The organism is Streptomyces sp. CB02058, from assembly GCF_001905505.1.
GTDB lineage: Bacteria > Actinomycetota > Actinomycetes > Streptomycetales > Streptomycetaceae > Streptomyces.
The window spans coordinates 1,175,155-1,199,157 of sequence record NZ_LIPG01000003.1 but is presented as its reverse complement, the minus strand read 5'-3'; the positions used below and the strand labels follow the sequence as shown (position 1 = coordinate 1,199,157).

20 protein-coding genes are annotated in these 24,003 nt (G+C 72.3%); 13 read left to right on the top strand and 7 right to left on the bottom strand.

What is annotated here, in order from left to right; translation table 11 throughout:
• Positions 1-15: 15 nt before the first annotated feature.
• On the bottom strand, positions 16-888 hold the full coding sequence (locus AMK10_RS18720) for a phospholipid scramblase-related protein (RefSeq protein WP_073748939.1): 873 nt from the start codon (positions 886-888) through the stop codon (positions 16-18).
• Positions 889-959: 71 nt separating this feature from the next.
• Between AMK10_RS18720 and AMK10_RS18715 the strand changes: the two genes are divergently transcribed.
• From AMK10_RS18715 to AMK10_RS18695, 5 genes are all read left to right on the top strand, one after another.
• Entirely contained in the window at positions 960-1,382 is a 423-nt protein-coding gene (locus AMK10_RS18715; RefSeq protein WP_241839579.1) for a hypothetical protein, read from the top strand.
• Positions 1,383-1,500: 118 nt separating this feature from the next.
• On the top strand, positions 1,501-2,151 hold the full coding sequence (locus AMK10_RS18710) for a DUF3105 domain-containing protein (protein ID WP_073748937.1): 651 nt from the start codon (positions 1,501-1,503) through the stop codon (positions 2,149-2,151).
• Entirely contained in the window at positions 2,148-2,810 is a 663-nt protein-coding gene (locus AMK10_RS18705) for a DUF305 domain-containing protein (RefSeq protein WP_073748936.1), read from the top strand. Before AMK10_RS18710 ends, AMK10_RS18705 begins: the two co-directional genes overlap by 4 nt.
• A 153-nt stretch (positions 2,811-2,963) precedes the next feature.
• Positions 2,964-4,295, top strand: a complete 1,332-nt coding sequence (locus tag AMK10_RS18700; RefSeq protein WP_073749341.1) for a phytase — start codon at positions 2,964-2,966, stop codon at positions 4,293-4,295.
• 101 nt (positions 4,296-4,396) lie between these two features.
• Positions 4,397-5,656, top strand: a complete 1,260-nt coding sequence (locus tag AMK10_RS18695; protein ID WP_073748935.1) for an ROK family protein — start codon at positions 4,397-4,399, stop codon at positions 5,654-5,656.
• A gap of 100 nt (positions 5,657-5,756) precedes the next feature.
• Here AMK10_RS18695 and xylA read toward each other — a convergent pair whose 3' ends face one another.
• Entirely contained in the window at positions 5,757-6,926 is a 1,170-nt protein-coding gene (xylA, locus tag AMK10_RS18690) for a xylose isomerase (RefSeq protein ID WP_073748934.1), read from the bottom strand.
• A 220-nt stretch (positions 6,927-7,146) separates the two neighbouring features.
• On the opposite strand from xylA, the gene xylB reads away from it, so the two are divergent.
• From xylB to AMK10_RS18650, 8 genes are all read left to right on the top strand, one after another.
• Complete coding sequence (xylB, locus tag AMK10_RS18685; protein WP_073748933.1) at positions 7,147-8,634, top strand: xylulokinase; 1,488 nt, start codon at positions 7,147-7,149, stop codon at positions 8,632-8,634.
• Positions 8,635-8,705: 71 nt separating this feature from the next.
• Entirely contained in the window at positions 8,706-9,992 is a 1,287-nt protein-coding gene (locus tag AMK10_RS18680) for a VWA domain-containing protein (RefSeq protein WP_079180759.1), read from the top strand.
• Positions 9,992-10,837, top strand: coding sequence for a hypothetical protein (locus AMK10_RS18675; RefSeq protein ID WP_073748931.1), 846 nt, complete (start codon positions 9,992-9,994; stop codon positions 10,835-10,837). The genes AMK10_RS18680 and AMK10_RS18675 overlap by 1 nt, the downstream gene beginning before the upstream one ends.
• Before the next feature lie 160 nt (positions 10,838-10,997).
• The gene (locus AMK10_RS18670; protein ID WP_073748930.1) at positions 10,998-12,365 is read left to right on the top strand and encodes a cytochrome P450; all 1,368 of its coding nucleotides are present in this window, start codon (positions 10,998-11,000) and stop codon (positions 12,363-12,365) included.
• Positions 12,366-12,462: 97 nt separating this feature from the next.
• On the top strand, positions 12,463-14,355 hold the full coding sequence (locus AMK10_RS18665; RefSeq protein WP_073748929.1) for an ABC transporter ATP-binding protein: 1,893 nt from the start codon (positions 12,463-12,465) through the stop codon (positions 14,353-14,355).
• A 123-nt stretch (positions 14,356-14,478) separates the two neighbouring features.
• Complete coding sequence (locus AMK10_RS18660; protein WP_073748928.1) at positions 14,479-14,946, top strand: DUF4334 domain-containing protein; 468 nt, start codon at positions 14,479-14,481, stop codon at positions 14,944-14,946.
• A gap of 39 nt (positions 14,947-14,985) precedes the next feature.
• Entirely contained in the window at positions 14,986-16,080 is a 1,095-nt protein-coding gene (locus AMK10_RS18655) for a zinc-binding dehydrogenase (RefSeq protein ID WP_073748927.1), read from the top strand.
• Between the two features lie 207 nt (positions 16,081-16,287).
• Positions 16,288-17,478 carry a low temperature requirement protein A gene (locus AMK10_RS18650; protein ID WP_073748926.1) on the top strand — a complete coding sequence of 397 codons (1,191 nt, stop codon included), beginning with the start codon at positions 16,288-16,290 and terminating at the stop codon, positions 17,476-17,478.
• Between the two features lie 30 nt (positions 17,479-17,508).
• Here AMK10_RS18650 and AMK10_RS18645 read toward each other — a convergent pair whose 3' ends face one another.
• The 5 genes from AMK10_RS18645 to AMK10_RS18625 all read right to left on the bottom strand — a co-directional run bounded on the left by AMK10_RS18645 (position 17,509) and on the right by AMK10_RS18625 (position 23,966).
• Positions 17,509-18,114, bottom strand: a complete 606-nt coding sequence (locus AMK10_RS18645) for a maleylpyruvate isomerase family mycothiol-dependent enzyme (protein WP_198959750.1) — start codon at positions 18,112-18,114, stop codon at positions 17,509-17,511.
• Between the two features lie 258 nt (positions 18,115-18,372).
• Positions 18,373-19,362, bottom strand: coding sequence for an ABC transporter substrate-binding protein (locus tag AMK10_RS18640; RefSeq protein WP_073748924.1), 990 nt, complete (start codon positions 19,360-19,362; stop codon positions 18,373-18,375).
• A gap of 1 nt (position 19,363) precedes the next feature.
• Positions 19,364-21,346: an ABC transporter permease gene (locus AMK10_RS18635; protein WP_073748923.1), complete on the bottom strand. Its 1,983-nt coding sequence runs from the start codon at positions 21,344-21,346 to the stop codon at positions 19,364-19,366.
• Positions 21,346-22,398, bottom strand: coding sequence for a quaternary amine ABC transporter ATP-binding protein (locus AMK10_RS18630; RefSeq protein WP_073748922.1), 1,053 nt, complete (start codon positions 22,396-22,398; stop codon positions 21,346-21,348). Before AMK10_RS18630 ends, AMK10_RS18635 begins: the two co-directional genes overlap by 1 nt.
• Positions 22,395-23,966: a GMC family oxidoreductase gene (locus tag AMK10_RS18625; protein ID WP_073748921.1), complete on the bottom strand. Its 1,572-nt coding sequence runs from the start codon at positions 23,964-23,966 to the stop codon at positions 22,395-22,397. The genes AMK10_RS18630 and AMK10_RS18625 overlap by 4 nt, the downstream gene beginning before the upstream one ends.
• Positions 23,967-24,003: the final 37 nt, after the last annotated feature.

Below are 24,003 nucleotides of genomic sequence, written 5' to 3'. Positions count from 1 at the left end.
CCCGTGCCCCGGGACTCAGCCGAAGCCGCGGGCGTCCTGCTTGAGGGCGGTGTCGACAGTCAGGGCCGTCGCCACGACGAGGCTCAGCAGCGGCTCGGGCAGCTGATAGTGGATCTGGAGCACATAGTTGTCGGCCGTGGTGAACATCGTCTTCGCCAGGCCCTCCCAGGTCTTGGTGATCCGGGCGATCTCGGCGTCGTTGTGGTCCACGATGGCGAAGTTCCAGGCGCGCCAGTTCTCGGCCTTGATCGCTCCGACCTGCCGGCCGTCGGCCATCATGGCGAAATTGATCTTGCCGATGGCGTTCTGCTGGACGATCTCGCCGACGGGCTGTCCGTCCGGGCGCTGCACGACGACCCGCGACTTGATGAACTTCGCCGGGCGGGTCAGCAGCAGTTGCGGCTGACCGTAGGCGTCGCGGATCTCCAGGCGGTGGGTGAGGTACTGGTCGATGCTGGACACGAACCTGAGCACCTTGCGCGCGGTGCTCTGGCCGACCTGGACGACCGAACCGACGGTGTTGCCCTGCTGGTCGAAGACGCTGTACTCGTTGGTGAGCTCGATCAGCTTGGCCTTCTGGTTCACGACCAGGACCTGCTGGCTGAAGAGCGGGCCGGTGCCGGGCACGCCCTGCTGAGGAGCGAACTGCTGCTGCGGCACCACGGGCTGCGGCTGCGCCGCCTGGACCGGGGCCTGAGCGTGGACCGGAGCCTGCGCCTGAGCGGCCTGGGGCTGAGCCGCGGCCTGGGGCTGGGCGGTCTGGGGCTGGGCGGTCTGGGCCGGGTGGGTGTGCTCGGTCCACCTGGAACCGTCCCAGTAGCGCAGCAGCTGGGGTGCGCCGTGCGGATCCGGATGCCAGCCCGCAGGTACGTTCGATTGCGTCGTCACCGCGGCACACTATCCTGCCAAGCTGTGGGCCTGGACTCATTGAACATTCACACACCATTACGATGGCGGCGATGACCACAGAGAGCGGGCGGACCGCACGGCGACGGGGCACGAACAGCCTGCCCGTCGCCCTGGCCTGGGCGCTGATGCTCCTGGCCGTGTTCCTCTGCTGCTCGCACACCGCCACCGCCGCGCCCCGCGACGACGCCTCCTCCCGGACCGAGGTCCGGGCCTTCACCCCGGTGCCGTCGGCGGTCGTGTCCGTCGTCGTGGCCGACTCACCGGCCGAGCGCGGGGTCGGCAGCTCCTGTCACGGCGCGACGGACCACTCGTCGGCCGTCGTCCTGCCCGGGCACACCGCTCCCGTGGCGCTGCCCTGCGGCTCGGCCGCGCCCCGTACCGCTCCGCCCGCCGGCGCGGCGCCCATCCGGGGACCCTGCAACGACAGCGTGGACGCCGTCGATCATCTGCGTCTTCAGGTCCAGCGGATCTAGAGGCCGGACCTCCGCCCTCCCGCGCCGTGAGAGCGCCGGAGGCGGCACGTCCCTATGCCCTCTTCCCGCGTAGCGCACGTCCCGCGCACGCCATCCGCCGAATCCGAGGACCTGAGACATGGCTTCCGCCAAGAACCAGAACAGCTCCGCCGCCGCACGCCGCGCCAAGCTCGACGAGGCCCGCCGCAAGGAGCGGGCCCGTGAGCGCCGCAGCCGCATCATCACCATCACCGCGGCCGTCGTCGTGCTCGTCGGCCTCGTCGCGGGGGGCGGCTATCTGATGTCGGCCGCCGACGAGCAGGACAAGGCCGAGGAGCAGGCCAGGACCTCACCCGTCACCGGTGAGAAGTCCTGGGACAAGCTGACCCAGAACCACGTCGAGAAGGCCGTCGACTACCCGATGAACCCGCCCGTCGGCGGTGACCACAACCCGGTCTGGATGAACTGCGACGCCGACGTCTACACCGAGGCGATACCGAACGAGAACGCCGTCCACTCCCTGGAGCACGGCGCCGTCTGGGTCACGTACAACGAGAAGGCGAAGGACGCCGACGTCGAGGCGCTCGCCGAGCGCGTGTCCAAGACGCCCTACTCGCTGATGAGCCCCGTGGCCGACCAGAAGGACCCGCTGATGCTCAGCGCCTGGGGCAAGCAGCTCACGGTGAAGAGCGCCACGGACGCACGGGTCGCACAGTTCTTCACCAAGTACGTCCAGGGCGCGCAGACCCCTGAGCCGGGCGCCGCGTGCTCCGGCGGGATCGCCAAGTGACCTCGTCCGCGCGCTCCTCCCGGTCGCTGGTGTGGGCGGGGGCCGTGGTGTTCGTGGTGGCGGTAGGGCTGGTGCTGCTGATGGTCGTACGGCCGTCGGAGGCCTCCCCGTCCGGCTCGGGGACATCCGGCTCCGGGACCTCCTCGGCCGCCCCGGCCGAGAGCTCGGCCGATGTGGGCTTCGCCCGGGACATGTCGGTCCACCACCAGCAGGCGGTGGAGATGGCGTTCATCGTCCGGGACCGCACGGACGACGAGGCCGTACGGCGGCTCGCGTACGACATCATCAACACCCAGGCCAACCAGCGGGGCATGATGCTGGGCTGGCTGGAGTCGTGGGACAGGCCCAAGAGCTCCGACCGGGCGCCGATGGAGTGGATGGGCCACCCCGCCACCCCGGACGACGGAGCGCTCATGCCGGGCATGGCCACCGACACCCAGCTGGACCGGCTGCGCGCGGCCGGGGGCAGGGACGCCGAGGTGCTGTTCCTGCGGCTGATGACCGTCCACCACCGCGCGGGCGCCGACATGGCGCGGGCGGCGGCCGGTTCGGCGCGGACGGACGAGATCAGGGACCTGGCAGCGGGCATGGCCCGCGCCCAGGAGTCCGAGATCACTCTCATGGCGGACATGCTGGAGGCCCGGGGCGCGAAGCCCTGATCCCCTCCGGAGCGCGAGGGCCCGGGTCCGGTGGCGGCCGCCACCGGACCCGGGCCCTCGACACCGCGAATTCACCTGCCGCCCACGTCCTTCTCATGGGCGTGACACCGGAGCACCGCCCCGCCGCCCGACACTTCCTGACGAGTCATGGACATGTCCCTCTCACGACAGGAAGCATCTGTGCGCACGCACCGCTCCCCTCGCCTGGCGGCCACCGCCCTCCTCGGTACGGCACTGATCACCCTCGCCCCGCTGTCCCCAGCCCACGCGCGGTCCCTGCCGTCCGTCGGTGCGACGTCGGAGACGGCGGCGCTGTACGACGACGAGGCGGGCGGCAACGCCAACGCCGACGACCCGGCGATCTGGCGCAACGACGCCGACCCCGGCCGCAGCCTGGTCGTCGCCACCGCCAAGGAGGGCGGACTCCGGGTCTACGGCCTGGACGCGTCCCTGGTCCAGTCCCTCCCGGCACCCGCGGCGGCCTCGGAGGACGACGCCCCGGGCCGGTTCAACAACGTCGACCTGCTCACCGGGCTCCGCACCCCGGCGGGCCGCGCCGACGTCGCCGTGGTGAGCGACCGGGGCAACGACCGCCTCCGGATCTACCGCGTCGACCCCTCGCAGCCGGGCGGTCCGCTCAAGGACGTCACCGACCCCGCCGCGGCCCCGGTCTTCTCGTCGGACCAGGCCGAGATCAACGAACAGCGGACGGTGTACGGGCTCGCCACCTGGCAGGACCGGTCGACCGGGCGCGCGTACGCGCTCGTCAGCCGCCGCAACACCACGGACCTCGCGCTGCTGGAACTCCGGCCGACGGCGGCGGGCACGGTGGGCTACAGCCTCGTCCGCACGCTCTCCCTTCCCTCGTCGTTCCGGCTCCCGGACGGCACCTCGTGGACGCCGTGCGGTGAGCCGGGCGAGCTGCCGCAGGTCGAGGGCATGGTCGTCGACCCGGAGAACGGCACCCTCTACGCGGGCCAGGAGGACGTCGGCATCTGGCGTCTGCCGGCCGGACTGAAGGGCCGCCCGGTCCTGGTGGACAAGGTCAGGGAGTACGGCGTCCCCGGGACGTACGACCCGGAGACCGAGGAGTGCGCGCCGGGCACGGACCCGGGCTTCGGCGGCAAGCGGCTGGCGGCCGACGTGGAAGGGCTGACCCTTCTCCAGGAGTCCGGCGGTGACGGCTACCTCCTCGCGTCCGGCCAGGGCGACAACAGCTTCGCCCTGTACGACCGCGAGGTCTCCGAGGACAACGAGTACGAGGGCGGCTTCCGGGTCACCGCCGTCTCGGCCGACCTCGACGGCAGCGAGGAGTGCGACGGTGCCGCCGTGCTCGACAAGCCGCTGGGCTCCCGCTATCCGCGCGGTCTGCTGGTGGTCCAGGACGGACACGAGACCTCGGCGGCGGGCGACGAGGAGGGCAGGGAGGCGACCGGCTTCAAGTTCGTCGACCTGGGCTCGGTGAAGGACGCGGCGGACCTCTAGGCCTCTCGTCTGGATCAGGGCGGGCCCGCGGGCCCCGGTGGAGCACATCGCCACCACCGCGGGACCGGCCCCGACGGGCATCACATAGGCTCGTCGACGATATGAAGAGCTACCTCGCGCCCCTGGGGTCCAAGGCCGACAAGGACACCGTGCGACGCCACAATCTGAGCCTCGTGCTGCGTGCCGTACGGGATGAGGGCGAGGCCGGCGAGGCGACCCGGGCCGGGGTGTCGGCCCGGGTCGGACTCACCAGGGCCGCGGTGTCCTCCCTGGTCGAGCAGCTGCTGGACAGCGGCTTCCTCACGGAGTCGGGCAAGACGTTCAGCGGGCAGGCCGGGCGCCCCGGTACAGCCCTGAAGGTGGCCCGCACCGGGCCCGCCGGGCTCGGCGTCGAGGTCAACATCGACTATGTGTCGGTGTGCGTCGTGGACCTGGCGGGCACCGGGCGGGTCCGGCAGACCGAGCACCTGGACAACCGAGGAGCGCCCCCGGAAGAGGTGCTGGCCAGGGCCGCGGCGATCGCCGCCCGGACCCTGGACTCGGCGCGGGAGCAGGACCTCCGCCCGGTCGGTACGGCCCTCGCGCTGCCGGGCCTCGTATCGGGCGGCTCGGTGCGCCAGGCGCCCAACCTGGGCTGGAACCAGGTCCCGGCCGAGGAACTGTTCGCCGACGCCCTCGCCGCCCAGCGGCCCGACACGGGTCCGCTGCCGGTGCGTTCGGAGAACGAGGCGAATCTCGCGGCGCTGGCCGAGCTGTGGTTCGGCGGGCTCGACACGGTCCGCAGCTTTCTCTATCTGACGGGCGAGATCGGTGTCGGTGGCGCCCTGGTGCTCGACGGGGAGCTGCTGCGCGGCGCGCACGGTTTCGCCGGGGAGATCGGCCATGTGGTGGTGGACCCGGCGGGCCCGGAGTGCCGGTGCGGGTCGCGCGGCTGCCTGGAGCAGTACGCCGGCCAGTCGGCCCTGCTGCGGGCCGCGGGCATCGACGAGGGGGCGGGCGGGGCCGCCGCCGTGATGGAGCTGGAGCGGCGCGCCCAGGCGGGCGACCCCGTGGCGCTCGCGGCGGTGGCCGACGCGGGCCGGATGCTGGGGCAGGTGCTGTCCGGCGCGGTGAATCTCTTCGACCCGGACGCGGTGGTGCTCGGCGGGATATACCGGGGCCTGATGCCGTGGCTCTCGCCGCCTGCCGACGAGGAGCTGACGGGCCGCGTGGTGTCCGGGCTCTGGACGCCGGGCGGCGGCAGGCTGCGCGCGTCCTCCGTCGCGGGTGACGCGGCTCGGGGCGCCGCGGCGCTGGTGGTCCAGGACGTGCTGGCCGACCCGGCCGCCTACGCCCGGCCCGCCTCGCCGACGGACGGCTGAGAACGCCGGGCGGCTCCGCCCCCCGCCGTCGAACGGCGAGGGGCGGAGCCGGAGTGTCCGGGCGAGGGAGCCCCGGGGCTCCGGGCATCCCGGGGGTGGGTCAGCGGACGCCGAGGAGGTGTTCCATGGCGAGCTGGTCGAGGGCTTCGAAGGCCATGGAGCGTTCGGCGGCGGTGGTGGCGTCGAAGTCCTCGTAGGCGGACCTGTCGGCGAGGAGGCCCTTGAGGCCGTCCTCGGCGGTGGGCCGGGCGAGGTCGTCGAGGCGGGAGGCGGTCAGGGCCTCCTGGACGGCGGGGTCGGCCCGGAAGGCCAGGGCGCGCTCCTTGAGGATGAGGTAGTTGCGCATGCAGTTCTTCGCGGACTCCCAGACCCCGTCGATGCCGTCGGTGCGCACCGGCTTGAAGTCGAAGTGGAGGCTGCCAGTGTAGTCGGAGGACTCCAGGAGGTCGACGAGCCAGAACGCCTGGCGCAGGTCGCCGGCGCCGAAGCGGAAGTCCTGGTCGTACTTGATGCCGGACTGGCCGTTGAGGTCGATGTGGAAGAGCTTGCCCGCCCACAGGGCCTGGGCGATGCCGTGGGGGAAGTTCAGCCCGGCCATCTGCTCGTGGCCGGTCTCCGGGTTCACACCGACCAGCTCGGGGCGCTCCAGGCGCTCGATGAACGCCAGCGCGTGCCCGATCGTCGGCAGGAGGATGTCGCCGCGGGGCTCGTTGGGCTTGGGCTCGATCGCGAACCGCAGGTCGTAGCCCTGCTCGGTGACGTAGTCGCCCAGCAGGTCGAAGGCCTCCTTCATCCGGTCCAGCGCGACGCGGACGTCCTTCGCGCCACCGGACTCCGCGCCCTCACGCCCGCCCCAGGCGACGTAGGTGGAGGCGCCGAGCTCCGCGGCCAGGTCGATGTTGCGCATCACCTTGCGCAGCGCGAAACGCCGCACGTCGCGGTCGTTCGCGGTGAACCCGCCGTCCTTGAACACCGGGTGCGTGAACAGGTTCGTCGTGGCCATCGGGACCTTCATCCCGGTCCGCCCCAGCGCGTCCTTGAACCGGCCGATCAGCCGCTCCCGCTCCGCCTCCGACGACCCGAACGGGATCAGATCGTCGTCGTGGAACGTCACACCGTGCGCCCCCAGCTCCGCGAGCCGCTCCACCGACTCGACCGGGTCCAGCGCGGGACGCGTCGCGTCACCGAACGGGTCATTGCCACGCCAGCCCACGGTCCACAGACCGAAGGTGAACCTGTCCGAAGGAGTGGGGGTGAAGCGTTCCGTCATGGTGTGTCCGCCTTCGCCTGCCTGGGGTCCGGAGTCGTCGTCAGCCCCCGGGCCTATTTGTTCACTGACATGATTAATTATGCACACGGCACCGTGCGGGCGTAACCCCCCGGACGACGAAACGGGGGCCGCCTCTGTTCCGGACGCCGTCGATCACGTAATTTGTTTGTCGCACTCCCAAAACCAGCACCACCGGAAACCGCACGAGAAGAGGTAGCCCATGCCGCCGCGTACCGTCGTCATCGGCGTGGACAGCTCCACCCAGTCCACCAAGGCTGCAGTCACCGACACCGAGACCGGTGAGCTGCTCGCCGTCGGCCGCGCCCCGCACGTCGTCACCGGCGAGGGCGGTGCGCGCGAGACCGACCCCGAGGTCTGGTGGCAGGCGCTGTGCGACGCCGTCGCGGCCGGGCTCAAGGAGTCCGGGCTCTCCGCGTCCTGTGTCGTCGGCATCGCCGTCGCGGGTCAGCAGCACGGCCTCGTGGTCCTGGACAGGTCCGGCCGGCCACTGCGCCCCTCGCTCCTGTGGAACGACACCCGCTCCGCGCCGCAGGCCGCCGCGCTCGTCGCCGAGCTGGGCGGCCCCGAGGCCTGGACGGCGCGCACCGGCACCGTGCCCGTGGCGTCCATGACGGCGACGAAGTGGCGGTGGCTGCGGGAGAACGACCCCGCAGCCGCCGAGGCGACCGTGTCCGTGCGGCTGCCCCACGACTTCCTCACCGAGCGGCTCGCGGGCGTCGCGGCGACCGACCCGGGCGACGCGTCGGGTACCTGCTGGTACTCGACCGGGACGGGCGCGTACGACCCGGAGCTCCTGGACCGCCTCGGCCTCGACGTCTCGATGCTGCCGGAGGTCGCCGCCACCGGTGGCACCCGCGTCGGCTCCCTGACCGCCTCCGCGGCCGAGGCGCTCGGTCTGCCGGCCGGGATCGCCGTCGCGGCGGGCACCGGGGACAACATGAGCGCCGCCGTGGGCCTCGGCCTGGGCGGGGCGGGGCTGCTGGACCACCCCGTGCTGAGCCTCGGCACGTCCGGCACCGTCTTCGCCGCGTCGGGGACCCGTCCGGCCTCCACCTCGCTCTCCGGTTTCGCCGCGGCGGACGGTACGTACCTCCCGCTGGCCTGCACCCTCAACTGCACCCTGGCCGTCGACAAGGTGGCCACCCTGCTCGGCCTGCACCGCGACGACGCGACACCCGGCGGCGAGGCCGTCCTCCTCCCGTACCTCGACGGCGAGCGCACCCCGGACCTGCCCACCTCGTCCGGGCTCCTCACCGGGCTGCGTCACGACACCACGCCGCAGCAGCTTCTGGGCGCCGCGTACGAGGGCGCGGCGTTCACCGTGCTGCGGGCGCTCGACGAACTGCTGCGGGCCTGCGGGCTCGACCCCGCCGACCCCGATGTCGCCGGCCGGCCGCTGCGGCTGATCGGCGGCGGCGCCCAGGGCCGCACCTGGGTGGAGACCGTGCGCCGTCTCTCCGGCCGGCCCCTCATCGTGCCCGGCAGCGGTGAACTCGTCGCGCTCGGCGCGGCGGCGCTGGCCGCGTCCGCGGCGGGTGGCGGCGACCCCGTCGCCATCGCGACCCGCTGGAACAAGCGGGCCGACAACGCCGACGCCGAACTCCCGGCCGTGGAGCGGGACACCGAGACGTGGGACCGCGTCGGTTCGGTCCTCGACAGGGCCGCGCGGCCGCTGCTCGGCGGCTGAGCGGCGGCCCCGAAATCGCTTCCTCCGGAGCGGTTTTGGGGATGATCGCCGATCTTCAATAGGATCCGGCGATGATCATAAGAAAACGGCTGACGGCCGGGGTGTGCGTTCTGCTCGCCACCCTGGCCGCCGGGCTCGGCACCGCCGTCCCGGCTTCCGCCGACGAACCCTCCACAGCCCCGTCCCCCAAGGTCGAGCTGGTCCTCGACGTCAGCGGTTCCATGCGCGCCCGCGACATCGACGGCCAGTCCCGGATATCCGCCGCCAAGCAGGCGTTCAACGACGTCCTGGACGCGGTTCCCGAAGAGGTCGAGCTCGGCATCCGTACGCTCGGCGCGGACTACGCGGGCGACGACCGCAAGGTCGGCTGCAAGGACACCGCGCAGCTCTACCCGGTCGGCCCGCTCGACCGCACCGAGGCGAAGACCGCCGTCGCCACCCTGACGCCGACCGGCTGGACCCCGATCGGTCCCGCCCTGCTCGGTGCGGCCGACGACCTCGAGGGCGGGGACGCCACCCGACGCATCGTCCTGATCACCGACGGCGAGGACACCTGCGGACCGCTCGACCCGTGCGAGGTCGCGCGTGAGATCGCGGCGCGGGGAATCCATCTGGTCATCGACACGCTCGGCCTCGTGCCCGACGCCAAGATCCGGCAGCAGCTGACCTGCATCGCCGAGGCCACCGGCGGCACCTACACCGCCGTCCAGCACACCGACGAACTCTCCGGCCGCGTCAAGCAGTTGGTCGACCGGGCCGCCGAGCCCGTCGTCACCCCGGTGGCGACCGAGGGTGCGGGCAGCTGCTCCGCGGCCCCGCAGCTGAAGGCCGGGCTCTACACCGACCGCCAGGAGATCGGGAAGCACCGCTGGTACCGGGTCGACGTGCTGCCCGGCCAGGAGCTGCGCGCCTCGGTCAGCGTGGCGGCGGACCGCGCCGTGAACGACGACTACGGGGTGCTGCTGCGCGCGGTGACCACGCACGGCCGTGAGATCGTCCGGGGCGCGGAGTCCGGCACCGGGCGTACGGACGCGATCTCCACCGGGCTGCGCTATCCGAAGCCCGAGCAGGAGGACGCCGACGTCTCCGACGAGGATCTGAAGCCCGCCGCGGAGTCCGTCTGCCTCCAGCTCTCCAACTCCTTCTCGGCGCCCTCGTCCGTGAAGACCACCCCGGGCATGCCCGTCGAGCTCACCATCGACCTGGTCGAGGGCCCCGACGACGCGTCCGACGTCGCCGCGTTCGGCCTGGGCCGCGGCTGGTGGCTGCTGGGCGTCATGGTGCTGACCGGACTGATCGCCGGCCTGCTGTTCGGCTGGATCTCGCGCTGGCGCGTTGCGGTCTGGAGGACCAACTGATGCGTACCTCTCGCAGGAACCGGCTGGGGCGCGCCTGTGCGGGCGTGCTGCTGGCGGGAGCCACCCTGTTCACCTCGGCGGGCGCCGCCGTCGCCGACGACCCGTCAGCGAGCGCGAGCCCGGCGGACGGGGATGCCTCCGGCCCCACGGAGGCGGGCACCACCTTCCGTACGGCGACCCCCGTCCAGCAGGAGCAGACCGCCACGGCGGACGCGTCCACGGGTGACTACCTGTACTGGGCCTTCCCCGCCGACTCCGGCCAGCGGCCCACCGTCCGGACGAAGGTGAGCCTGCCCGAGAGCGCCACCCGGCACGGCGCGTCGACCTGGCAGGTCGACGTGTACGACGGGCTGCGCCGCCGGCAGGCCTGCATGTACGGCCACCAGACCAGGAAGGCGGCGCCGGACGCGGGCACCGTCGAGCTGTCCTGCGTGCTGCGTACGGTGCGTGCCTGGTCGGAGCCGTGGGCGTCCGATCCGCTGCCCGGGAGTTACTACGTACGCCTGACCGTGGTCGGTCTGGCCGAGGAGGACCTGGGCCTCCCGGTCCACGTCGAGACGGAGATCACCTCCGCCGGCCAGGGCGGCGCGCACGACGTCGACGGCTCCCTCGGCGAACCGCTGGTGCCGGGCGTCTCCCTGGCCTCGGCGCAGCAGGACGACGCCACGGGGCAGGACCGTGTGGCCCTCGCCGGCGAGCCCGAGGACGGCTGGTCCTCCGGCTGGTGGACGGACCGCTGGCTGTGGACCGTGGGCGGCGGCGTGCTGGCCGCGCTGGCGGCGGTGTTCGGCTACGGCCTGACCCGTGGATCCGGCCGCCCGTCCCGGGTGCCGCCGGGCGTCTGAAACGCGCGTCCCCCCGGCCCGAGGGCCGCAGACCACCGGTCTGCGGCCCTCGGCCGTACCCGGCCCCTGCCGCACGCAACGGCGCTGTCGAACTCCTGGCCGACGGGCATTAGGCTCAGCAACTCACTTGCTCCGTAAGGCAGATGACAGGAGTTCCCTCATGTCCACGGAAACCGGTGCGGCCCCCGACACCGAGCCGCGCGGCCACCGGCCGGTCCAGGGGCCGAGGGGGCTCCCCTTGCTCGGCAGCCTGCCGCAGTTCGGCAAGGACCCCCTCGCCTTCTTCGAGCGGCTGCGCGGATACGGGGACATGGTCCGCTGGCGCTTCGGCCGCAACCAGTGCGTCTTCATCGCGGATCCCGAGTACATCGGTGAACTGCTCACCGAGACGGAGCGGACCTTCGACCAGCCGCTGCTGGGCATCGCGTTCCGCACGGTGATGGGCAACGGTGTCGTGGTCGCGCGTGGCCCGGACTGGCGGCGCAAGCGGTCGCTGGTGCAGCCGTCGGTACGGCCCAAGCAGGTGAAGTCGTACGCCTCCTCGATGACGGCGTGCGCGGTGGAGCTGGCGGACACCTGGTCCGGCGGTGAACGCGTGGACATCAAGCGGGTGATGGCGGCCCTGACGCAGAAGATCGCGGTCCGCACGATCTTCGGGGTGGACACACCGGCCGACGCGGAGTCGATGGGCCGGGCCATGGACATCGCCCAGCAGGAGATCGGCAAGGAGTTCAGCGGGCTGGGCGCCGTCCTGCCGGACTGGGTCCCGACACCCGGCCGGGCCCGGATCAAGAAGGCCGCCGCCGTGATCGACGCCGAGGTCGGGCGCGTGGTGGCCCGGCACCGCGACGGCGACGGGGAGCGGCCCGATCTGCTGAGCCGGCTGCTCACCGCCGTGGACGAGACCGGGGCGCGGCTCTCGGACAAGGAGATCCGCGACGAGACGGTCACGCTCTACATCGGCGGTCACGAGACGACCAGTTCGACGCTGGTGTGGGCCTGGTATCTGCTGTCCCGCACCCCGCACGCCCGGGAGGCGCTGGCCGAGGAGCTGGACCGGGTGCTCGGCGACCGCGAGCCCGGGATCGACGACTACGCCCGGCTGACGTACGCGCAGGCGGTGGTGAAGGAGACCCTGCGGCTGTACCCGACGATCTGGCTGGTCACCGGGATCGCCAAGGAGGGGGCGAGCATCGGTGGCGTACCGATGCCGGAGGGTACGCGGGTGTGGAGCAGCCAGTGGGCCACGCACCGCGACGAGCGGTGGTTCCCTGAGCCGGAGGCGTTCCGCCCGGAGCGGTGGGACGCGGAGGAGGGGGACGAGATCCCGGAGTACGCCTGGTATCCGTTCGGCGGCGGGCCCCGGGTCTGCCTCGGTACGCGCTTCGCGATGGTCGAGGCGGTGCTGATCCTCGCCGTACTGGCGCGGCGCTTCGAGCTGGAGGTGGACCCGGGCACCGTCAATCCCGTGCCGACGCTGACGCTGCAGCCCGACCGGGAGGTCCTGGCGACCGTACGGGCGCGCTGAGCGCACGGTCGGGTGACAGCGGCGGGGAACCCTTGACCTCAACTTTGCTTGAGGTCCTAGCGTTCCGTGCGTACCCACCGCTCCTGGAGGCACCCGCATGGACATGGAAGTCACCGCGTGGCATTCGCTGCACAGCACGATGAACGCGCAGGAGGACCGCAGGCCCTTCTCCAGGGCCACCCTGCGCCGCATCGGGGCGTTCGCCCGGCCGCACCGGGCCCGGATCGGCCGCTTCCTGCTGCTGAGCATGGTCACCGCCCTGCTGGCCGTGGCGACTCCGGTGCTGGCGGGCCGGGTGGTCGACGCGATCGTGCGGGGCGACGACGCCGGCACGGTCGCCCGGATCGCCCTGCTCATCGCGCTGATCGCCGTGGTGGAGGCGGGACTCGGGCTCCTCACCAGATGGCTGTCGGCCACGCTCGGTGAGGGGCTGATCCTCGATCTCCGGACCACCGTCTTCGACCATGTCCAGCGGATGCCGGTCGCCTTCTTCACCCGTACCAGGACCGGCGCGCTGGTCAGCCGCCTCAACAACGATGTGATCGGCGCCCAGCGGGCGTTCAGCAACACCCTCTCCGGGGTGGTCTCCAATCTCGTCACCCTGCTGCTGACCATGGCCGTGATGCTCACCATCTCGTGGCAGATCACCCTGCTCGCCCTCGTGCTGCTGCCGGTGTTCGTCGTCCCCGCCCGCCGGATGGGCACCCGGATGGCGGGGCTCCAGCGGGAGGCGGCGGCTCACAACGCCACGATGGGCACCCGGATGACCGAGCGTTTCTCGGCCCCGGGCGCGACGCTCGTCAAGCTCTTCGGGCGCCCCGCCGACGAGTCCGCCGAGTTCGCCGCCCGCGCGGGCCGGGTCCGCGACATCGGTGTCCGTACGGCGATGCTGCAGTCCACCTTCGTCACGGCGCTCACGCTGGTGTCGGCGCTCGCCCTCGCGCTGGTCTACGGCCTGGGCGGGTACTACGCGCTGCGCGGCAGCCTTGAGCCGGGCGCGGTCGTCGCCCTGGCGCTGCTCCTCACCCGGCTCTACGCCCCGCTGACGGCCCTGGCCGGCGCCCGGGTCGAGGTGATGAGCGCCCTGGTCAGCTTCGAGCGGGTCTTCGAGATCCTCGACCTGAAGCCGCTGATCGCGGAGAGGACGGACGCCCGCGAGGTACCGGAGGGACCGGTGTCCGTCGAGTTCGACGGGGTGTCCTTCGGCTACCCCTCCGCCGACAAGGTCTCCCTCGCCTCGCTCGAAGAGGTCGCCACGCTCGACGCGGGCGGCGGCACACAGGTGCTGCACGACGTCTCGTTCACGGCGGAACCCGGCCGGATGATCGCGCTCGTGGGCTCCTCGGGAGCGGGCAAGTCGACGATCGCACAGCTCCTCCCCCGGCTGTACGACGCCGACTCCGGCACCGTACGGCTGGGCGGGGTCGACGTACGCGACCTGACGGCCGACTCCATCAGGGCGACGCTCGGCATGGTCACCCAGGACGGGCACCTCTTCCACGAGTCGGTGCGCGCCAATCTGCTGCTCGCACGGCCGGAGGCCACCGAGGAGGAGATCTGGGACGCGCTGCGCCGCTCCCGCCTGGACGGCCTGGTGGCGTCGCTGCCCGAGGGGCTGGACACCGTGGTCGGCGAGCGCGGCTACCGTCTCTCCGGCGGGGAGCGCCAACGGCTCACCATCGCACGCCTCCTGCTGGCCCGTCAGCGGGTGGTGATCCTGGACGAGGCGACCGCGCACCTGGACTCCACGTCGGAGGCCGCCGTGCAGGAGGCGCTGACCGAGGCCCTGGAGGGCCGCACGGCCCTGGTGATCGCCCACCGGCTGTCCACCGTACGGGCGGCCGATCTGATCCTGGTCGTCGAGGACGGCAGGGTGGTCGAACGGGGCACGCACGAGGAGCTGCTGGCCATCGGCGGGCGCTACGAGGAGCTGCACCGGACCCAGTTCGAGAAGCCGGCCTCCCAGGAGGCGGCCCGGCCCTTGGGCTGACCTGCCCCTGCCGGGACGGCCGACGGCTCCTCCCGCCACTCACCGCCGTCCGCCCTCTGGCCCTGCACGAAACAGTGATACATACTTCGGATGCTTGTTTCATGCTGCTGAGGAGGGAAGCCGATGGGCATCGATGAGGCGCGGACCCTGTTCGCCGTCCTGCGCGCCAAGGAAACCGCCGTCCCGGTCGAGGAACTCGAGTCCGTCTGGGCCGTGTTGCCGACCATCCGCGTCGAGGAGATCCTCGGTGAGTGGCGGGGCGGCGAGTTCGACACCGGGCACCCGCTCAACGGGTTCCTGCAGAAGGCCGGTTGGTACGGCAAGACGTTCGTCTCCGCCGCCGACGCCAAGCCGCTGATCGTGCGCGGCGAGGACGGCACGCTGTACAGCGACACCGAACTGGGCAAGGGCGAGGCGAGCCTGTGGATGATCGAGTTCCGGGGTGAGTCGACGGCCACCATGGTCTACGACGGCCAGCCGGTCTTCGACCACTTCAAGGCGGTCGACGAGCGCACCCTCATGGGAATCATGAACCGCAAGGGCACCGGCCCGGACGGCCCCTTCTACTACTTCTACCTCGACCGCGTCTGAGCCGGACGGGGCGGCGGGACCGACGGAGAGGGAGTGCGAGTGAGAGCCGCGGTGGTGGACGCGCTGGGCAGCGGATTCGTCGTGCAGGACGTCGACATCGCGAAGCCGCAGGGCCGCGAGGTGCTGGTGGAGGTGAGGGCGTCCGGTCTCTGCCACACCGATCTCACCTTCGCCACCCACGCGTTCGCGGGCTTTCCCCCGCCGGTGGTCCTGGGCCATGAACTCGCGGGTGTCGTCGTCGCCGTCGGCCCGCACACCGGTTCCTTCTCCGTCGGGGACCATGTCGTGGGCTGCCTCGTCCAGTGGTGCGGCACCTGCCCGGCATGCCTCGACGGCAGGGCGTACCAGTGCGCGAACCAGGGGGCCACGCTGCGCGACCCCGCGAAGGACGGCCCCCGGCTCAGCCGTGCGGGTCTGCCCGTCACCCAGGGGATGGGGCTGGGCGCCTTCGCCCAGCAGGCCCTCGTCCACGAGAACCAGCTGACCGCCGTCCCGCGCCGGCTGCCGTTCGCGCCCGCCGCCCTCCTGGGGTGCGGAGTGCTGACCGGTGCGGGATCCGTCCTCAACGGCGCGCGCGTCCGGGCGGGTGAGACCGTGGCGGTCATCGGCGCCGGGGGCGTCGGGCTCAACGCGGTCGCCGCGGCGAGGCTCGCGGGGGCTTCCCGCGTCGTCGCGGTCGACGTGCAGGACGGCACCCTCCGGCGGGCGCGCGACTTCGGCGCGACGGACGTGGTCAACTCCGCCGCCGTGGACGCCGTCGCGGCCGTCCGCGAACTGACCGGGGGCGGGGTGCGGCACGCCTTCGACATCGTCGGTGTGGCGGCGACGACGGAACAGGCGCTGCGCATGACGGCCCGCGGGGGCGGGGTGTACATCGTCGGCCTGGCGGGCGGCGGCGGAGAGCTGAAACTGTCGCTGCCCCGGCTGCTGCTGGAGCAGAAGAGCATCCAGGGCGTGATCATGGGATCGGGGAACCCCCGGCGGGACATCCCCCGTTACGCGGACCTGTACCTCCAGGGCCGCCTGAACCTCGACGGCCTCGTCTCCCGGCGGATCGCCCTGGACGAGATCGACGCCGGTTACGCGGCGGCACGGGACCCCGAAGTGGCCCGGGTCGTCATCACGTCGTTCTGAACCCCGCGCCGCCGTCCTCGCACCGGGGCGGTACGGCTGTGAGCAGCGGAAACGGGCCTGTCGGCGTTGCGCGCACTCCGGGCCCGCTCGTAACGTGACGGTGTCCGCCGGGCGGCCCGCCTCCGGGACCGGCCGCGGCGGGCGCCCCGCCGTCCTCGGGACCGGCCGGGGCCGCACCGCCCCTCCCCCAGCTGAAACCGGGTACGCATGAGTCAGTCACACTCCGCCGTCGGCGCATGGCACCGGCCGATGGTCGCCCGCCTCGCCGGCGAGGAACACCGCACGGCGACGGCGCTGGAGCTGTTCTTCGACCTGTGCTTCGTCACCGCCGTCGCCCAGGCATCATCCGCCTTCGAGCACGAACTCGCCGAGGGACACATCGGCCACGGGGTCCTCGGCTACGCGATGGTGTTCTTCGCGATCTGGTGGGCCTGGATGAACTTCACCTGGTTCGCCTCCGCCTACGACACGGACGACGTGCCCTACCGGCTCCTGACGCTGGTCCAGATCACCGGTGCGCTCATCCTGGCCGCCGGAGCGGCCGACGCCCTCCAGCACGAGGACTTCACCGTCATCACGTGGGGTTACGTCGTCATGCGGCTCGCCATGGTGACGCAGTGGCTGCGCGCCGCCCGCTCCGACCCCGAACGGCGGCGCTCCTGCGTGCGGTACGCCGTCGGCATCCTGATCGTGCAGGTCGGCTGGGTGGCCCGCCTCGCGCTGCCCGAGGACTGGGGCCTGCCGCTGTTCGCGGTCCTGGTGGTGGCCGAACTCGCCGTACCCGTCTGGGCCGAGAGTGCCGCCATGACCACCTGGCACCCGCACCACATCGCCGAGCGGTACGGCCTGTTCACCCTCATCGTCCTCGGCGAGACCATGACCGCGGCGACCGCGGCCGTCCGTACGGCCCTCGACGACGAGACGGCGCTCGGCGACATCGCGACCCTGGTCGTCGGCGGAGTACTCACCGTCTTCGCCCTGTGGTGGCTCTACTTCGCGCAGAACGCCCCGCAGCGGCTCGACAGCCTCAGGTCGGCGATCCTCTGGGGCTACGGCCACTACGCCGTCTTCGCCTCGGCCGCCGCGGTCGGCGCCGGGCTGGCGGTCAACGTCGCCCACACCACCGGTCACGGCCACCTCTCCGACCGTGCCGCCGCGGCGGCCTTCACCGTCCCGGTGGCCGTCTTCATCACCCTGGTGTGGCTGCTGCACCACCGGGCGGAGGAGCTCCGCAGCCGGAACGACCTCATCCACCCCGTGGTGGTCCTCGGCGTACTGGCGATGACGTTCACTCCGGTCCCGGTCCTGGCCACCGGCATCCTCGCCGCACTGCTCGTCGCGGCGACGCTCGTGGTGGCATCGCGGGCACGGGGCGGGGCGGATCCGTCGACAGCCTGAGGCGGGTCCGCCGGACGGCCGGTGGGGGCGTCAGAGAGCCGCGGCCAGAGCGGTGACGCCCTCCCCTTCCAGGTCGTCCAGGGCCACCCGCCGACGGGAGACGGCCAGGAGCAGCGAGAGCGCGGGCCCTGACACCTCCGGGCCTTCACCGATCGACAGATCGGCATCCTCGGCGGTCAGGCGTACGCGTGCGACGAGTTCCTCGGCCCCGCCGAAGGAGGCCGACGTCCGGGCCTGCAGGCGGAGCGACCGGACGACGGCCTCCTGCGGGTAGGAGCGGGCGAGCCCCAGCGGCCGGCGGATGTCCTCACCGTGCACGATCTCCTCCACGAGCCTGCTGTCGAGGGGCGCCGGCGGGGTCGAGGTGCGCGAAACCACCCGCCGCAGCCGCTCCAGCGTCTCCCCCGGCGACGCGCCGCGTTCGCGCTCGACACCGCGGGCGTTCTGGCGATCGAAGTCGAACCGCGCCCGGGCGAGGCCGATCAGGAATCCCGGGCGGGTCGTCCGGGCCGTGTCGACCAGGTGGGCGACGACGTCGTGCACGGTCCATCCCGCGCAGAGCGAGGGCTCGTCCCACCGCTCGGCATCGAGGCGTTCGAGATCACCGATGAGCGCCGCACGCTCCGCGTGGACCATCGGCCAGACATCCTTCACGGCTTCCTCCCTCGGTGGACCGCGGTCTCTGCCAGGGCAGACTCTCCGCGCCCCGGAAACTCATCGGCCCGGCCCGCCGCCGCGACGCTCACGGTGCCGGCACGAGCGTCATGGCGGAGCGGGTGCCCCCGGAGGCCGCGCGACGGCGAGGCGCGGCCACGCGTGGCCCGGAACGCCGTCAGCCGCCGCGACCGGTGCCGCGGCGGCTGAGAACGGGACGGGGCCGGGCCCCGGATCAGATCACCGGTCCAGCCACTTCTTCCAGGTGTCGGAGTGCTTCTGGATCCAGCGCCCCGCCGCCTCGTCGGGCGTCAGCCGCTCGGAGGCGATCAGCTCGGAGACCTCGTTCTGGTCCTTCTCCGACCAGTGGAACTTCTTCAGGAACGCGGCCGCGTCCCCGCCGCGCTTCGCGAAGCCCGCGTTGAGGTACTTCTGGAGCGGGGTCGTCGGGTACGCGCAGTCGATGTCGGCCGGGGCCTTGGCCGCGCACGCCTCGGAGTACTCGGGGAGCTTCACCTCGACCATCGGCACCTCGTTGAACAGCCACTGCGGCTGGTACCAGTAGCTGAGGAAGGGCTTCTTCTCCTTGGCGAACTGCTGCATCTGGGTGATCTGCGCGGCCTCGGAGCCGGCGAACACGACCGTGTAGTCGAGGCCGAGATTCTTGACCAGGGCCTTGTCGTTGGTGACGTAGGACGGCGAACCGTCCATCAGCTGGCCCTTGTCGCCGCTCTCCGGGGTGCGCAGCTCGTCCGCGTACTTGTCGAGGTTCTTCCAGTTCGTGACGTCCGGGTGCTCGTCCGCCCAGTACTTGGGGACGTACCAGCCGATGTGGCCCGTGACGCCGAGGTCGCCCCCGGAGACGATGGTCTTCTTGTCCTGGACGTACAGCTTCTCCTGGTCGGGGTGGCCCCAGTCCTCCAGGATGGCGTCCACCCTGCCCTGGCTGAGGGCGTCCCAGGCGGGAACCTCGTCCGTCTGGACCAGGTCGACGCGGTAGCCGAGTTCGTCCTCCAGGATCTTCTGGGCGACGGCCACATTGGCCTGCGCGCCGACCCAGGACTGCACGGAGAGCGTGACGGTCCTGATGTCCGCGGGGGCGGCGAACGGGGAGGCCTGCTTGGTCATGTCCGCCGCGCCGCAGCCGGTGACGGTCAGCAGGGCGGCCGAGGAGGCGACGATCGCGGAGGTCCGCAGACGAGCGCGGGCGCGGGTACGGGTGCGAGCCATGTCAGCTCTCCTTCCGCTGGCGGCGGGCGGTGGGCTGGGTGACCCGGTCCAGCATCAGCCCCAGGCAGACGATGGCGGCGCCCGCGACGAGCCCGGTGGCCAGGTCGCCCTGGGCCAGGCCGAACACGACGTCGTAGCCGAGCGCCCCGGAGCCGACGAGACCGCCGATGATGACGACCGCGAGGACCAGCACGACGCCCTGGTTGACGGCGAGCAGCAGGGCGGGCCTGGCCAGCGGGAGCTGGACCTGGCGCAGTTGCTGGCCGCTGGTGGCGCCGAGCGAGCGGGCGCATTCCATCGCGGCGGGGTCGACGCCCCGCAGGCCCTGGGTCGTGATGCGGACGACGGCGGGCAGCGCGTAGACGACCGCCGCGGCGGCGGCGGGGGCGCGGCCGACACCGAAGAGGGCGACGACCGGGATGAGGTAGACGAACTGCGGCATGGTCTGGAAGACGTCCAGGACGGGCCGCAGCAGCCGTTCGAGGCGGCGGCTGCGCGCGGCGCCGACGGCGATGGCGAAGCCCAGGACGAGGGTGACGGCGACGGCGGCGAGGACCTGGCTGAGGGTGTCCATCGACACGTCCCAGACGCCGAGGACCCCGATGGCCGCCATGGCGAGCACGGCGGTGAGCGCGGTGCGCCATGTGCCGATCGTCCAGGCGAGCGCGGCGACGATCAGCAGCACGGACCACCAGGGCAGCCCCTGCAGCCCGTCGCGCAGCGGGTTGAGGATCCAGTTGGTGAAGTGGGCCGCCCAGTCGGCGGTTCCGCCGATGACGGGGATGCCGGTGTAGAGGTGGTCGACCATCCAGTCCTTGGCGGTGTTGACCGGGCCCGCGATGGCGAGGACACCGCCGTCGGGCCAGACGCGGCCTCCGGTGAAGCGGCCCACGACGGCGACGGCCGCGGCGGTCAGGGCGGCGAGGGCCCAGCCGCGTGCCCCGCGCAGGGCGGTGGGGCCGGTGGGTTCCGTGCCGATCTTCCGGCCGGCCGCCTCGGTCGTACGGTCCAGGACGACGGCGAGCAGCACGATGGGGATGCCCGCGGCGAGCGCGGCTCCGACGTCGACGGAGGAGAGCGCCTGGTACACGCGGTCGCCGAGGCCGCCGGCGCCGATGACGGAGGCGATGACGGCCATGGACAGCGCCATCATGATGGTCTGGTTGAGGCCGAGGAGGAGTTCCTTGCGGGCCAGCGGCAGCCGGGCGCTCAGAAGGCGCTGCCGTCCGGTCGCGCCGAGCGAGGTGACGGCCTCCATGACGCCCGCGTCGGCGCCGCGCAGTCCGAGTGCGGTGAGCCGGGCCATCGGCGGAGCCGCGTAGACGACGGTGGCGAGGACCGCGCCGGGCACGCCGATGCCGAAGACCAGCACGACGGGCAGCAGATAGGCGAAGGCGGGCAGCACCTGCATGGTGTCCAGGACGGGGCGCAGGACGCGGAACGTACGGTCCGAGAGGCCCGCGGCGAGCCCGAGGAGCAGGCCCAGCAGCACGGAGGCGAGGACCGCGACGACCATCAGGGCGAGCGTCTGCATGGTCGGCACCCACATGCCGAGCAGTCCGCAGGCCAGGAAGGACAGTCCCGCGGTCAGTGCGAGGCGCCATCCGGCCGTGCGCCAGGCGACGAGCGCGGCGAGGGCGGTGACTCCGGCCCAGCCGAGGGCGAGGAGCGCCAGGTAGACGCCGCGCACGGACAGGACGACGGCGTTGCTGATGTGGCCGAAGAAGTAGAGGAAGAGCGGGTGGCTGTCGCGGTTGCCGATGATCCAGTCGTTGACCTCGCCGAGGGGTCCGCCGAGGTCGACGGTCAGGGCGGAGGGCCAGGCTCCGCCGCCCCAGCGGGCGTGCGCGAGGGGTACGGCGACGGCGGCGATCACCAGCAGCGCCAGGACCTTGCCGAGGGCGGGACGGCCGCGCAGTGCCCCGGGCAGAGCGTTCCCCGGGGGGCCGGACGCGGTACCGGCGGTGGCTCGGGCGGTGGCCATCAGACGGTCACCTCACGGACTCCCGCGCCCGCCACCACGTCCAGCAGGCAGGCGTGGTCGACGACGCCGAGCAGCCTGCCGCCCTCCATGACGCGGGCGACCGGCTCGCCGGAGCGTGAGACGGCCTCGATGGCCTCGGAGACGGTGGCACCGGGCCGCAGGGCGGGGCCGCTGTCGGCCTCCCCGGCGGTCGGCGGGCGCATGGCGGTGGCGACGGTGAGGACCTGCTCGCGGGGCACGTCCCTGACGAACTCGCGTACGTAGTCGTCGGCGGGCGAGCCCACGATCTCCTCGGGGGTGCCGAGCTGGACGATCCCGCCGTCGCGCATGAGCGCGATGCGGGTGCCCAGGCGGAGTGCCTCGCCGAGGTCGTGGGTGATGAAGACCATGGTGCGGCCCTCCTCGCGGTGCAGCCGTACGACTTCGTCCTGCATCTCCCGCCGGATCAGCGGGTCGAGTGCGCTGAACGGTTCGTCGAAGAGGAGGACGGAGGGGTCCACCGCGAGGGCGCGGGCCAGTCCGACGCGCTGCTGCTGTCCGCCGGAGAGCTGGGCGGGGCGGCGGTCTTCGAGGCCGGCGAGGCCGACCTTCTCCACGAGTTCGGCGGCCCTGGCGCGCCGTTCGGCCCTGCCGAGGCCCTGGATCTCCAGGCCGTAGGCGACGTTGTCGAGCACCGTACGGTGCGGCAGCAGCCCGAAGTGCTGGAAGACCATGGCGGCCCGGTGGCGGCGCAGTTCGCGCAGCCGGGTGGTGTCCATGCCCAGGACGTCCTCGCCGTCGATGGCGAGGGTGCCGCTGGTGGGTTCGATGAGCCGGGTCAGACAGCGCACGAGGGTGGACTTGCCGGAGCCGGAGAGGCCCATGACGACGAAGACCTCGCCCTTGTGGACGTCGAAGGAGACGTCGCGCACGGCCGCGGTGCAGCCGGTGCGCTCGCGCAGTTCGGCGGGCGGCAGCTTCGCGTGCTCGCTGCCGGGGATGCGGTCGGCCCGGGGCCCGAAGACCTTCCAGAGGTTGCGGACGCTGAACACGGGGGTGCCGGCTTCGCTCATCGGACGTCGCCTCCGGTGGTCGGGGTGGTTCGGAGCAGTTCGGCGCACTTCTCGCCCACCATCAGGACACCGATCATGGGGTTCACGGCGGGCATGGACGGGAAGACGGACGCGTCGGCGATGCGGATGCCCTCCAGGCCCTGGATCCGCAGCTGGGGGTCGACGACGGCGTCCGGGTCGCCCACGGCCCCGATGCGGCAGGTTCCCGCGGGGTGGTAGACGGTGTGCGCGACCTTGCGGGCGTACTCGCTGATGTCCTCGTCGGAGGTGACATCGGGCCCGGGGCACACCTCGCGCTTGAGCCAGTGGGCCAGCGGTTCGGTCTTCGCTATCTCGCGGGCGAGCTTGATGCCGTCGACGAGGGTGCGGCCGTCGTAGTCGTCCTCGTCGGTGAAGTAGCGGAAGTCCAGGGCCGGTTTGGCCTCGGGGTCGGCGCTCGTGAGGTACAGGCGGCCGCGGCTGCGCGGCTTGGGGATGTTCGGGGTCATCGACACGCCGTGCTCGGGCTTCTCGTAGCCGAGGCGCTCCGGGTTGTCGGTGAAGGGGATCTGGTAGAAGTGGAACATCAGGTCGGGGCCCCGGGATTCGGGGTCCCTGCGCACGAAGAGGCCCGCGTCGGAGTCCATGGCGGAGTTCTCCGGGATGGGCCCGTCGGTCTCCCAGACGATGACGGACTCGGGGTGGTCGAGCAGGTTCTCGCCGACGCCCGGGGCGTCGTGGACGACGGGGATGCCGAGCGCGGTGAGGTCCTTCGCGGGTCCGACGCCGGAGTGCATCAGCAGCCGGGGGGTGTCGACCGCGCCCGCGCAGACGATGACCTCACGGGCGGCGCGCAGGAGGATCTCCTCGCCGTTCTTGGTGCGGACGTGCACTCCGGTGGCCCGGTTGCCGTCGAACTCCAGGCGGTACGCCCATGTCTCCAGCAGGATCGAGAGGTTGGGGCGGTCACCGGCCTCGATGTGCGGGTGGAGGTAGGCGACGGACGCGGAGGAGCGCTTGTTGTTCTCCGGGTGGTAGGCCAGGTCGAAGAATCCGGCTCCCTCGTGGAAGGGCTTCCTGTTGAAGCTGTCCACGCGCGGGACACCGGCGGCGGCCTGGGCGGCGTCCACGAAGTCGCGGGCTATGGCGTTCCGGTCCTTCTCGTCCACGGGCACGATGTTGTTGCGCAGCCGGGCGAAGTAGGGGTCCATGGCGGCGGCTTCCCAGCCGTCGGCACCGGCCTCGGCCCACTCGTCCCAGTCGCCGGGCAGCGGCTTGAAGCTGATCAGCGTGTTGTGCGAGGAGCAGCCGCCGAGGACCCGGGCGCGGCTGTGCCGGATGTGGGAGTTGCCGCGCGGCTGTTCGGTGGTGGGGTAGTCGTAGTCGAGGTCGCCGCCGAGGAGACCGAGCCAGCGGCGGAGCGTGAGGACGTCCTCCCGGTCGATGTCGCTCGGGCCGCCCTCGATGACGGTGACGGTGACATCGGGGTCCTCGGTGAGCCGGGAGGCGATGACCGAGCCGGCGGTGCCGCCTCCGACGATCACGTAGTCGACGGGTTCGGGGCGTGCGGTGCTGGGGGACGGGGGCATCGGTCACTGCTCCTTCTGCAAGGTGCTTACGTGTGCG